The organism is Microbacterium sp. R1 (genome assembly GCF_015159725.1).
Taxonomy (GTDB): Bacteria; Actinomycetota; Actinomycetes; order Actinomycetales; family Microbacteriaceae; genus Microbacterium; species Microbacterium oxydans.
In genome coordinates this window covers 1695133-1706929 of record NZ_JADDUD010000001.1, presented here as the reverse complement: position 1 = coordinate 1706929, position 11797 = coordinate 1695133, and the positions used below count along the sequence as shown (strand labels likewise).

The window sequence follows — 11797 nt, the reverse complement described above, 5'->3', positions numbered from 1 at the left end:
GACAGCATGGGTGTCGGCGGGGGACGTGGGTCTCGGCAGCAGGAACCTCAGGCGTCGAGGCGGAGGAGCCAGCCGTGCTTGTCCTCGCGGCGCCCGTACTGGATGTCGGTGAGTTCTTCGCGGAGGGACAGCGCCAGCTCGCCCAGCGGCTGGGGCTCGTCGAAGTCTTCGCCCACGAGCGCGCCGATCGGGGTCACGACCGCGGCCGTGCCACAGGCGAACACCTCGACGATGTCGCCGGAGGCCACGCCCTCGCGCCACTCGTCGATCGAGATCGGACGCTTCTCGACCGTGTAGCCGCGGTCCTCGGCCAGCTGCAGCAGCGAGTCGCGGGTGATGCCCTCGAGGATGCTGTCCGACTCCGGCGTGACGACCCGGCCGTCCTTGAAGACGAACACGACGTTCATGCCGCCGAGCTCCTCCACGTCGCGGTTCTCGTTGAGGAACACGACCTGGTCGCAGCCCTTCGCACTGGCCTCGGCCTGGGGAAGGAGGCTGGAGGCGTAGTTGCCGCCTGTCTTCGCTTTGCCGGTGCCACCGCGACCCGCGCGGGCGTAGTCCTCGGAGAGCCAGATGCGCACAGGCTTCACGCCCCCGGTGAAGTAGGCACCGGCGGGGCTCGCGATCACGTAGTAGGCGACCTTCTGCGCCGCCCGCACTCCGAGGAAGGCCTCCTTGGCGAACATGAACGGTCGCAGGTACAGGCTCTGGTCGGCACCGGAGGGCACCCACCGACCGTCGACGGCGATGAGCTCCCGCAGCGACTGGATGAAGTACTCGGTCGGCAGCTCCGGCAGCGCGAGGCGGCGGGCGCTGGCCTGCAGACGCGCGGCGTTCCGGTCGGGACGGAAGGTGTGGATCGTGCCGTCGGCGTGCCGGTAGGCCTTGATGCCCTCGAAGATCTCCTGTGCGTAGTGCAGCACGGAGGCGGCGGGGTCGAGCGGGATCGGACCGTAGGGCTGCACGCGCGGACGGTGCCATCCACCCTTGGCGGACCAGCAGATGTCGACCATGTGGTCGGTGAAGACGACCCCGAACCCGGGGTTCTCCAGCACTTCGGCGACGCGTGCCGGCGAGGCCGCGTTCAGGTTCTTCGTCACGGCGAACTCCAGAGGAGCCACGCTCGTCTCGGCGTCGATCGTCGTCATGTCATCATCCAATCCTCGTGGGGCGGGCGCATCCTCGCGCCCTGTCAGCCTACGCCCGCTGTTCAGAGACGGGCAGCGATCGCGGAGCCGATCTCCGCGGTGGTGCGGGCACCGCTCCGGGCGGCGATGTCCGCCTCGACCGCGGCGCTCACCCGCGCCGACTCGACCGTGAGGCCGAGGTGGTCGAGCAGCAGCGCGATGGAGAGGATCGCGGCGGTCGGGTCGGCCTTCTGCTGACCCGCGATGTCCGGAGCCGAGCCGTGCACGGGCTCGAACATCGACGGGAAGGCGCCATCGGGGTTGATGTTCCCCGATGCGGCGAGGCCGATGCCGCCCGTGACGGCGCCGGCGAGGTCGGTGAGGATGTCACCGAAGAGATTGTCGGTCACGATCACGTCGAAGCGCGAGGGATCGGTGACCAGGAAGATGGTGGCGGCGTCGACGTGCAGATAGTCGACGGCGACGTCGGGGTGTTCGGAGGCGACCTCGTTCACGATGCGCTGCCAGATGGCGCCCGCATGCACGAGCACGTTGGTCTTGTGCACGAGGGTCAGCTTCTTGCGACGACGCTCCGCGAGGGCGAACGCGTAGCGCACGACCCGCTCGACACCGAAGGCCGTGTTCACGGAGGTCTCGTTCGCCACCTCCTGCGGCGTCCCCTTCCGGATCGCCCCGCCGTTGCCGACGTAGGGACCCTCCGTGCCCTCGCGGACGACGACGAAGTCGATCTCCCCCGGGTTCGACAGCGGACCGGATGCGCCGGCGAAGAGCTTCGAGGGGCGCAGGTTCACGTAGTGGTCGAGAGTGAACCGCAGCTTGAGCAGCAGTCCGCGCTCGATGTTCGCGTCCTTCAGCCGCGGGTCGCCCGGCGTGCCGCCGACGGCACCCAGAAGGATCGCGTCGTGTGCGGAGATCGCGGCGAGGTCGTCATCCGTGAGCGTGTCGCCGGTCTCGAGGTACCGGCCGGCACCGAGCGAGAAGCGGGTCTTGTCGAACGTCACGTCGCTGTCGGCGGTGACGGCGTCGAGCACCTTCTCCGCCTCGGCGATGACCTCGGGACCGATGCCGTCACCCGGGATGACGGCCAGCTTCACGACACGCGACATGAGACTCCTTGCGCACTGCACGGGGGTGGACCGACTCGTTCCCGCCCGAGAGCAGGAGAGCCGATCCCCCCAGCGTACTGGTCAGTGCGTGGGTGCCTTGCGCAGTGTGACGGCCGCGATCACTCCGGCCGCGACCACGAGGCCGGCACCGATGAGCGAGGTGACGGTGACGCCGGAGCCGAACGCGTCCGACGCGGCCTGCCACAGCGCATCGCCGAGCTGCGTCGGCAGAGCCTGCGCAGCGGTGTAGGCGCCAGCCAGAGTCTCCTCCGCTGCATGCGCCACGTCGGCGGGAAGACCCGCAGGAAGAACGAGCGCTCCGCGGTAGAAGGCCGTGATGATGCCGCCGAGCACAGCCGTTCCGAGCACCGCTCCGAGCTCGTACGCCGTCTCGGACACCGCGCTGGCCGCTCCTGCCTTGGCCGCAGGAGCGCTCGACAGGATGAGCTCGTTGGAGATCGTCTCGGCCGCGCCGATCCCGATGCCCAGCACCACGAACGCGATCACCAGCGGCAGGACGCCGTGCTCGTGCGTCGTGAGAGCGACGATCAGGTAGCCGGCGACGGAGAACGCGAGCCCGGCGGGGATCACGATGTGCGGCGGGATCCGGCGCGAGATCGGCACGACCGACAGCCCGGCCACGATCATCGCCACCATTCCCGGCACCAGCGCGAGACCTGCCGTCATCGGCGACAGCCCGAGGACGAGCTGCAGATGCTGCGACACGAAGTAGAGGAAGCCGACCAGAGCCACGACACTGAGCAGGTTGACCAGGATCGCCCCGGAGAACGACCCCCGCTTGAACAGCGCCATGTCGAGCATCGGCGTCTTGGCACGCAGCTGGCGCCGCACGAACAGGAAACCCATCGCGAGGCCGAGAAGTGCCCACGCACCGGCCTTCAGACTCGGACCATCCACGGCCAGCGACTTGATCGCGTAGACCACCGGGATCATCGTGGCCATCGACAGGACGATGCTGATCAAGTCGATGCGACCGGGGTGGGGGTCGCGGCTCTCCGGCACCAGCAACGGCGCAGCGACGAGCAGAGGGATCAGCACCGGCACCGCGATGAGGAAGACGGACCCCCAGGAGAAGTGCTCGAGGAGGAAACCGCCGACGATCGGTCCCAGCGCCGATCCTGCGGAGAAGGCCGAGGCCCACACCGCGATCGCCATGCGGCGCTGGTCGCGGTTCTGGAAGATCGAGCGCAGCAGGGACAGGGTCGACGGCATGAGCATCGCCCCGAAGAAGCCGAGCAGAGCACGAGCGGCGATCAGCAGGCCGGCCGTGGGCGCGAAGGCTGCGAGGGCGGAGACCGCCGCGAAACCGGTGGCTCCGATCAGCAGCATCTTCCGACGCCCGAATCGGTCGCCCAAGGTACCCATGGTGACGAGCAGGCCCGCGAGCACCAGGGGGTACACGTCGATGATCCACAGCTGCTCGGCCCCTGTGGGCGCGAGCGCGATGGAGATCTCGGGGAGCGCGAAGCTCAGCACCGTGTTGTCCACCGACACCAGCAGCACCGGCAGCATGAGGACGACGAGCGCCGCCCAGCCGCGGGCTCCGACGCGGGGAGCATCCGTCTCTGTCGTCGGGATCGACGCAGTACGGGTCATGGAACACCTCTCAGGATCTTGATCGCACGGTTAGTGAACCGTCCAGATGGTATAGTAACAGAAGTCCCGCCCCCGAAACCGCAGAGGATCCACGATGCCCCGACCTCCGCTCGCCCGCGAGAAGGTGCTCGACGCCTTCGAAGCGATCCTCATCGAAGACGGCGAACGAGCCGCGACGCTCGACGCCACGGCGAAAGCGGCCGGTGTGTCGAAGGGCGGCCTGCTCTATCACTTCGGCTCCAAGGACGAGCTCGAGGCCGGCCTCGTGGAACGGCTCGATCGCCTCACGACCATGGACCTCGAACGGATGGCCGCCGCGGAGGAAGGTCCCGTCGCCTACTACGTGCGCACCTCCGTGATGGAGGACGACGCACTCGATCGCGTGCTGATCGCGACGACGCGCCTCGCCCAGGGCGGGTCGATCCCCGCAGCGGACATGCTCCGCGACACGAGGCGCCGCTGGGCGGAGACGATCCGCCCGCACGTGCGCGACAACGCGAGCCTCGATCTGGTGATGCTGGTGAGCGACGGTCTCTACTTCAACAACTCGCTCGACGTGCACGGCCCCGAGCGACTCGTGCCCCGCAGCGATGAACTCGCGGAGCTGATCACCCTGGTTCTGAAGGCGACCGCCTGAGGATCACCGCAGACACGAGAGAGGGCGGAAGCTTCACGCTCCCGCCCTCTCTGCTGCGTCTGCCGATCAGATCTCGGTGATCTCGATCTGACGGAACAGGTCGGCGTCGATGGCACCGCGCACGTCATCGAGCAGCTCGTCCGAGACGGGCGAGTCGAGCGTCAGCACACTGAGCGCCTGGGCGCCTGCCGCCTGACGGGCGATCTGCATTCCGGCGATGTTGATGCCGGCCTCGCCGAACTTCTGGCCGTACACGGCGACGATGCCGGGGCGGTCGGTGTAGAGCATCACGACGTGGTGCTTCTCGATCGGCAGCTCGAGCCGGTGGTCGTTGATGCCGACGAGCTTCTCCGTCTGCTTCGGACCGGTGAGCGTGCCGGACACCGAGAGCTGAGTGCCGTCGGACAACGCACCGCTGAGAGTGATGACGTTGCGGTACTCGTCGCTCACATCGTCCTTGAGCAGCCGCACCGCGATCCCGCGCTGGTCGGCGAGGAGCGGAGCGTTGACGTAGGACACCGTCTCACTGACGATGTTGGTGAACACGCCCTTGAGCGCGGCGAGCTTGAGCACGCTCACGTCGTAGTCGTTCAGCTCGCCGTGCACCTCGACGTCGAGGCTGGTGAGAGGCGACGTCGCGAGCGCGGCGAAGATCTGGCCGAGCTTCTCGACGAGCGAGATGCCGGGACGCACGTAGGGGTCGATGACGCCGCCGGCCACGTTCACGGCGTCCGGGACGAGGTCACCGCCGAGGGCGAGGCGCACAGAACGAGCGACCGAGACGCCTGCCTTCTCCTGCGCCTCCTCGGTGCTCGCGCCGAGGTGGGGCGTGACGACCACGTTCGGGAGGTCGAGCAGCGGACGAGCCGTGCCGCCCTCAGCGGGCGGCTCCGAGGTGAAGACGTCGAGACCGGCTCCCGCGATCTCCCCGGCGACGAGCGCCGCGTGCAGGGCCTCCTCGTCGATGAGGCCGCCACGGGCCACGTTCACCACGAACGCGGTCGGCTTCATCGCCGCGAACTGCTCGGCGCCGATCATGCCCGTCGTCTCCGGGGTCTTGGGCATGTGGATGGTCAGGAAGTCCGACTCGGCGACGAGTTCGTCGAGGGAGAGCAGCTGCACGCCGAGCTGCTGGGCGCGTGCAGAGGTGACGTAGGGGTCATAGGCGACGACATGCATGTCGAAGGCCGCGAGGCGCGCGGCGACGAGAGCACCGATGCGACCGAGGCCGACGATGCCGACGGTCTTCTCGAAGAGCTCGGCTCCGGTGAAGGAGCTGCGCTTCCACGCTCCGGCGGAGAGAGAGGCATGCGCGGCAGGGATGCGGCGGGCGAGGCTCAGGATGTGGCCGACCGTGAGCTCGGCGGCCGAGACGATGTTCGAGGTCGGGGCGTTGACGACCATGACCCCGGCAGCCGTGGCCGCCTTGATGTCGACGTTGTCGAGGCCCACGCCGGCGCGGGCGACAACCTTGAGCTTCGGCGCGTGGCTCAGCGCCTCCTCGTCGATGCGCGTGGCCGAGCGGACCAGCACGGCGTCGGCGTCGGCGAGTGCGGCGAACAGCGCCTCGCGGTCGGTGCCGTCGACGTCGCGGACGTCGAAGTCGGGACCGAGAGCGTCGATCGTGGCGGGAGAGAGTACTTCGGCGATGAGCACGACAGGCTTCGGCACAGTGGATCCTTCGGGGCAGCGCGGCAGGGGCCGATGCGCCGCACACCATGGGGGCGCGATCGCCACAACTCTACCGGAGCGCCGACAGCGCTCCGTGCCGTGTGACGCGTCTCGACGGGCGGCTCAGGCGCTCGGCATCGTGAGGCTCAGCGCGATCAGACTCATCCAGAACACGGCGACGACACCGAGTCCGGCGAGGAAGACGAGGGCCAGCTCGCCCACCGTGCGACGCCGTCCGATGGCATACGCGAAGGCGAACACGATCGCGGGGAAGACGACTCCGAACAGCAGGGTCGCCCAACCTCCCCCGGTCAGCCCCGTCTGAGCCATCGCGATCAGGTGCGCCACGGCGTTCCACACAGCGTAGGCGTAGAAGAGTCCGGCCAGTCCGGTGACGAGCCCGATGAGCCAGCGGGGAGAACCCGCCGACGTCGATGTTCCGACCGCGGAAGCCATCATGATCCGATCACCCCCACGGTGACGAACGGCCAGGGAACGAGCAGGACGACGCCGGCGAGCAGCACGGCGACGCGGATCCAGCCTGCCTTCCCCCGCGTGAGCACCCAGCTCGCGAGGAACCAGAGGGCCGGGGCGGCGATCGCGAGGAAGAACCACGGGAGGAACATCACATCGGAGACCAGGAACGACGCGAGGGGCTGCAGCCGCAGTCCGCCGACGATCCAGCCGATCGTGTAGAGGAGATAGATGCCCCCGACGATGCCGACGAGCAGCAGCATCGGCGTGCTCAGGCCCGCCTGCTCCTCGACAGCCGCCTGCTCCTCGACAGCCGCCTGTTCCTCTGCCGGCACCTGCTCGACCGCTGGCGCCTGTTCGGCGGTGCCGCCTTCCTCGATCGTCCCCACCTCGTCGCTCCCCCGTCCGACGGCCTTCCAGCCGCGCGGTAGGGCGCGCTCCTTGGGGTTCGAGGCCTCGTCGCCGTCCCAGCTGAGGGCGTCGTCGGAATCGGAAGTCATGTCCCCAGCGTAGGACACGCGGTCCACTAGGATCGGGGTTGCCTCGAGCCGGAACGGCGGGCATCGGACGTTATGGGGGAGCATCGTGGCCGACAACGACAAGACGGAAGCCAGCAGCGGATCGACACCCGCAGGCTCTGCACCCGCCACCTCTCGATCCACCACCTCGACTCCCGAGCCGCCCGCCGGCTGGGTCCCGACTCCGGAAGCCAAGGCGAAGGCCACGCGGTTCCGTTGGATCGCCGGCATCCTCTGGGCGGTCGCGATCATCGGCGAAGGCGTCGGCATCTTCTGGCTCCTGCGTCAGCGGGTCTTCGTCGGCGAGGACGGCACCCTGGTGCGCGACCCCGACACCGGACTGCTGGAGGAGCAAGGCGTCACGGCGACCTTCCCGCAGTGGGCGTTCATCACACTCCTCGTGCTGCTCGTGGTCATCGCTGCTCTGTCCATCACCGGTTCCGTGCTCTGGAAGAAGGCCAACCGCCTCGACCCGGCCCGCAGAGCGGACAAGACACGGTTTTTCGTGCAGAACCAGCTCGGGGCCATCATCGCCGTGGTCGCCTTCCTCCCGCTCGTCATCCTGATCTTCCTCAACAAGGACATGGACAAGGGCCAGAAGGCCACAGCCGGGATCGTCGGCGTCGTGCTCGCCGCCCTCGCGGTGTTCATCGGCGCCGACTTCAACCCGCCGTCCGTCGAGCAGTACACGGCCGACCAGTCGGCCGTGATCCAGCTCCTCGGAAAGGACGAGGTCGTCTGGGTCGACGGTGGCAAGGTCTACCACGTCTGCGACGAGGTGCCCGCGATCCAGACGGGGAGCGAGATCCGCACCGGTACGACCGCACAGGCCGTCGAGGCCGGGAAGATCCGCCTCACCCTGCAGTTCGGCTCCGAGCTGCGAGCCTGCGGTCTCCCGGTGCCGGAGAACGATGAGGAGATCACCGAGGCTCTGCGCGCGATCCAGGCGGGCCAGGTCGACATGGTCCTCCCCGCACCGGTGTGGGCCGACCCCGCAGAGGCACCCATCGTGGTCGAGGAGGCATCGGCGCCGTGACGCCCGATCGACGCTAGTCCGCGTCGAGCGCTTCCACGAGCCGATCCTCCGCTGACGACAGATGGGCTTCGAGGAGGGCGGCCGCCCGCTCCCCGTCCCCTGACGCCACGGCATCGAGGATGTCGGCGTGCTGCGCGGCGATGTCCGCGGCATCGAGAAGACGGCGGCCCTGCACCTGCGCCATGCACAGCCGCACCTCGTCGAGGACGCTGCGGTACATGCGGCCCGTACGCTCGCTGTCGAGCGCGTCGATGAGGGCCGTGTGGAAGCGCAGGTCGGGAGCGACGGTCGCAGGGTCGGGGCCCCCGGGCATCGCCATGATCTCCGCGTTCGCCGCGAGGGCCGCGGCAGGAACGTTCTTCGACGCGGCGAGTTCGCGAAGCGCCGCACTCTCCAGGCGGGTTCTGGTGCGATACACGTCGCGCACGGTCACGGAGTCGATGTCGACGACGCGCGCGCTCCGGTGCGCGGTGCGCACGAGCAGGCCGCTGGCGACGAGCTGCTCGATCGCCGCCTTCGCGCTCGGACGTGCGACTCCGAAGCTCTGCGACACCGCGGCCTCGGTGATCGGGGAGCCGGAGCGGATCGCACCGCTCAGGATGCGACCGCGCAGCTGCGCTGTCACGGCATCGACGACGCCGACGACTCCGAGCGGCGCTTCCGAGGTGGTGCTCATCCGGTCAGCCTATCGAAGAGCCGCGCAGTCGGTACACTTGTCTGACAATCTCATGACGGAGCAGAGGAGCACCGTGAAGACCACCCTCGCCGAGCCGCTGGATCCTGCCCTGCTGGGGCCGACGACGCAGGTGCACGCACGCTCGATCGACCGTTTCGCCCGCGCGCACGACGCGTCCCACTACCTGCTGATCCCCGATGCCGTCCTCTCCCCCGCTGACGCGGAGGGTGTCGCTCGTGCCTTCGGAGCGGTCAGAGCTGCCGGTCGCACGATGACGTTCCGCTCCGGAGGCACCAGCCTGTCCGGTCAGGGCGTCAGCGGAGACATCCTGGTGGACACGCGCAGCGGCTTCCGCGACATCCGTGTCGAGGACGACGGCGCTGCGGTCCGGGTGGGTCCGGGTGCGACGGTGCGCCAAGTGAACACCAGGCTCGCGAGGTACCGCCGCAAGCTCGGCCCCGATCCGGCGAGTGAGATCGCGTGCACGATCGGCGGCGTCGTCGCCAACAACTCCAGCGGCATGGCGTGCGGTATCACCGAGAACTCGTACCGGGCGATCGAGTCGATGACGATCGTGCTTCCCAGCGGCACGATCCTCGACACCGGCCACCCGGATGCGAACGAGATGCTCCGCGCGGCGGAACCCGCCATCGCCGAGGGCCTGCTCTCCCTGCGGGAGCGTCTGCTGGCATCCCCCGAGCACGTCGCCTTCCTCCGTCAGCAGTTCTCGATGAAGAACACGATGGGCTACGGGCTCAATGCACTGCTCGACTTCGATGATCCGGTGCGCATCCTGGAGCATCTCGTCATCGGATCCGAGGGCACGCTCGCCTTCGTGGCGGAAGCCCGCTTCCGCACGATCGAGGTGCTCCCCTCGATCGCGACCGGCCTCCTGGTCTTCGACACGCTGTCCGCCGCGATGACGGCTCTGCCTGATCTCACGCGACTCGGTCTCGCCACGATCGAGCTGATGGACGCCGCCTCGCTGCGAGTCGCGCAGGGGTTGAGCGACGTGCCGGACGCCATCGCCGAGATCGAGGTGCAGGGACACGCCGCTCTGCTGGTCGAAGTCCATGCTCCGGACGCAGACACCCTCGCCGCGTCGAGCTCCGCCGCCCAGACGCACTTCGAAGCCCTCCCGCTCGCCGTCGCCCCGCGCCTCACCACGGATGCGGCCGAACGCGCCGCGCTGTGGCACGTGCGCAAGGGGCTCTACACGGCGGTCGCGGGCGCCCGACCGTCCGGAACGACCGCCCTGCTGGAGGACATCGTGGTCCCGGTGCCGCGTCTCCTCCACACCTGCGAGCGCCTCATCGAGCTCTTCTCCGAGCACGGCTACGAGGGCTCGGTCATCTTCGGACACGCCAAGGACGGCAACATCCACTTCCTCCTCAACGAGCGGTTCGACGATGCGGAAAGCGTCGCGCGCTATCGGCGCTTCACCGACGACCTCGTCGAGCTCGTGCTCTCGCAGCAGGGGTCGCTGAAGGCGGAGCACGGCACCGGTCGGATCATGGCGCCGTTCGTCCGCCGACAGTACGGCGACCAGCTCACCGACATGATGTGGGAGATCAAGAACCTCCTCGATCCGCACGGCATCCTGAACCCGGGCGTTGTGCTCTCCGACGACCCCGACTCCTACCTGCACGACCTCAAACGGGTGCCGACGGTGGAGAAGGAAGTCGACCGCTGCGTCGAGTGCGGGTACTGCGAGCCGACCTGTCCCAGCAAGAGCATCACGCTCACGCCTCGACAGCGCATCGTGATCCGTCGCGATATGGTGTGGGCCGAGGAACAAGGCGACACCGAGCTGCTGCGCGATCTGCAGAAGGACTACGACTACGACGGCGTGCAGACCTGCGCGGTCGACGGCATGTGCGGTGTGGCCTGCCCGGTCGACATCAACACGGGCGACCTGGTGCGTCGACTTCGCGCGGAGCAGTCGAACGCGATCGAGGGGGCCGTGTGGGGCACGGCGGCCAAGCACTGGGGTACGGTCACCCGCGCCGGCGGCGTCGCGCTCACCGTCGCGGACGCCCTCCCCGCCCCTCTGGTGCGCGGGGTCACGCACCTCGGCCGCGCGGTGCTGGGGGCCGACACCGTACCGCTGTACGACGGAGGACTCCCCCACGGCGGCTCGAAGCCACCGCGTCCGGAGGCGCCGACCGATGCGCAGGCCGTCTTCTTCGGCGCGTGCATCGGCACCATGTTCGGCGCGGAGGGCGACGGCGAGGGGTCACGGAATGCGCTGCGAGCGCTCCTGGACCGCGCGGGTATCCCCGTCGTGATCCCGGAGGAGAACGGCGGCCTCTGCTGCGGGACACCCTGGAAGTCGAAGGGTCATCTCGACGGCTATGCCCTGATGTCGGACCGGGTGCTCGATTCGCTGTGGGAGGCCAGTCGCGCGGGCGAGCTTCCCGTGGTGTGCGACGCGGCCTCCTGCACCGAGGGCCTGGACGTCATGCTCGCACAGGCCGTCGCGAAGAGCCCTCGATACGCCGGGCTGCGGATCGAGGATGCGACCACCTTCGTGGCACGCGAAGTACTGCCGAAGCTGACCGTGCCCGCGAAGCTGCCCACCGTCGCCGTGCATCCGACATGCTCCACGACGGCGCTCGGAGCGACGGGAGCGTTGACCGCGATCGCCGCCGCCGTCGCGGATGACGTGTTCGTTCCCGAGGGGTGGGGCTGCTGCGCATTCGCGGGCGACCGCGGCATGCTGCATCCGGAGCTCACCGCCAGCGCGACGGCACAGGAGTCTGCGGAGATCGCAGCGGCCGAGCGCGCCCAGGGCGGCTTCGACGCCTTCGTCTCGGCGAACCGCACCTGCGAGATCGGAATGTCCCGCGCCACCGGCCGGCCGTACCGTCACGTGATCGAGGTGCTCGAGGAGCTCACGCGGGGCTGACTCCGC

The 11797-nt window shown here is 68.9% G+C and carries 10 protein-coding genes; 3 read left to right on the top strand and 7 right to left on the bottom strand.

The genetic code is table 11. The features are described from left to right. Positions 1 to 47: 47 nt before the first annotated feature. From ILP86_RS08395 to ILP86_RS08385, 3 genes are all read right to left on the bottom strand, one after another. Positions 48 to 1148 carry a branched-chain amino acid aminotransferase gene (locus ILP86_RS08395; protein ID WP_061017597.1) on the bottom strand — a complete coding sequence of 367 codons (1101 nt, stop codon included), beginning with the start codon at positions 1146 to 1148 and terminating at the stop codon, positions 48 to 50. Positions 1149 to 1210: 62 nt separating this feature from the next. Further along, positions 1211 to 2254, bottom strand: coding sequence for a 3-isopropylmalate dehydrogenase (locus ILP86_RS08390; protein ID WP_058630565.1), 1044 nt, complete (start codon positions 2252 to 2254; stop codon positions 1211 to 1213). An 81-nt stretch (positions 2255 to 2335) separates the two neighbouring features. Beyond that, positions 2336 to 3871 (bottom strand): MFS transporter, encoded by a 1536-nt coding sequence (locus ILP86_RS08385; RefSeq protein ID WP_046748413.1) that lies wholly within the window; start codon positions 3869 to 3871, stop codon positions 2336 to 2338. 94 nt (positions 3872 to 3965) lie between these two features. Between ILP86_RS08385 and ILP86_RS08380 the strand changes: the two genes are divergently transcribed. Then, positions 3966 to 4508 (top strand): TetR/AcrR family transcriptional regulator, encoded by a 543-nt coding sequence (locus ILP86_RS08380; RefSeq protein WP_046748412.1) that lies wholly within the window; start codon positions 3966 to 3968, stop codon positions 4506 to 4508. Between the two features lie 66 nt (positions 4509 to 4574). Here the strand turns inward: ILP86_RS08380 and serA are convergent, their stop codons facing one another. From serA to ILP86_RS08365, 3 genes are all read right to left on the bottom strand, one after another. Then, positions 4575 to 6179 (bottom strand): phosphoglycerate dehydrogenase, encoded by a 1605-nt coding sequence (serA, locus tag ILP86_RS08375; RefSeq protein ID WP_193761764.1) that lies wholly within the window; start codon positions 6177 to 6179, stop codon positions 4575 to 4577. A gap of 123 nt (positions 6180 to 6302) precedes the next feature. Beyond that, on the bottom strand, positions 6303 to 6635 hold the full coding sequence (locus ILP86_RS08370; RefSeq protein WP_227750937.1) for a hypothetical protein: 333 nt from the start codon (positions 6633 to 6635) through the stop codon (positions 6303 to 6305). Further along, positions 6635 to 7153, bottom strand: coding sequence for a hypothetical protein (locus ILP86_RS08365; RefSeq protein WP_113681975.1), 519 nt, complete (start codon positions 7151 to 7153; stop codon positions 6635 to 6637). Before ILP86_RS08365 ends, ILP86_RS08370 begins: the two co-directional genes overlap by 1 nt. A gap of 85 nt (positions 7154 to 7238) precedes the next feature. On the opposite strand from ILP86_RS08365, the gene ILP86_RS08360 reads away from it, so the two are divergent. Then, positions 7239 to 8207, top strand: coding sequence for a hypothetical protein (locus ILP86_RS08360; RefSeq protein WP_227750936.1), 969 nt, complete (start codon positions 7239 to 7241; stop codon positions 8205 to 8207). Positions 8208 to 8220: 13 nt separating this feature from the next. Here the strand turns inward: ILP86_RS08360 and ILP86_RS08355 are convergent, their stop codons facing one another. Beyond that, positions 8221 to 8883: a GntR family transcriptional regulator gene (locus ILP86_RS08355; protein ID WP_058630561.1), complete on the bottom strand. Its 663-nt coding sequence runs from the start codon at positions 8881 to 8883 to the stop codon at positions 8221 to 8223. A 52-nt stretch (positions 8884 to 8935) separates the two neighbouring features. Here ILP86_RS08355 and ILP86_RS08350 point away from each other — a divergent pair, with 52 nt between their 5' ends. Next, complete coding sequence (locus ILP86_RS08350) at positions 8936 to 11791, top strand: FAD-binding and (Fe-S)-binding domain-containing protein (RefSeq protein ID WP_227750935.1); 2856 nt, start codon at positions 8936 to 8938, stop codon at positions 11789 to 11791. The last annotated feature ends 6 nt before the right edge of the window (positions 11792 to 11797 follow it).

Bases quoted from the DNA above. Each gene is read 5' to 3' on its own strand.
- ILP86_RS08390 (WP_058630565.1), bottom strand. From the start codon at position 2,254: ATGTCGCGTGTCGTGAAGCTGGCCGTCATCCCGGGTGACGGCATCGGT.
- ILP86_RS08355 (WP_058630561.1), bottom strand. From the start codon at position 8,883: ATGAGCACCACCTCGGAAGCGCCGCTCGGAGTCGTCGGCGTCGTCGAT.
- ILP86_RS08370 (WP_227750937.1), bottom strand. From the start codon at position 6,635: ATGGCTTCCGCGGTCGGAACATCGACGTCGGCGGGTTCTCCCCGCTGG.
- ILP86_RS08385 (WP_046748413.1), bottom strand. From the start codon at position 3,871: ATGACCCGTACTGCGTCGATCCCGACGACAGAGACGGATGCTCCCCGC.
- ILP86_RS08350 (WP_227750935.1), top strand. From the start codon at position 8,936: ATGACGGAGCAGAGGAGCACCGTGAAGACCACCCTCGCCGAGCCGCTG.
- ILP86_RS08380 (WP_046748412.1), top strand. From the start codon at position 3,966: ATGCCCCGACCTCCGCTCGCCCGCGAGAAGGTGCTCGACGCCTTCGAA.
- ILP86_RS08365 (WP_113681975.1), bottom strand. From the start codon at position 7,153: ATGACTTCCGATTCCGACGACGCCCTCAGCTGGGACGGCGACGAGGCC.
- ILP86_RS08395 (WP_061017597.1), bottom strand. From the start codon at position 1,148: ATGACGACGATCGACGCCGAGACGAGCGTGGCTCCTCTGGAGTTCGCC.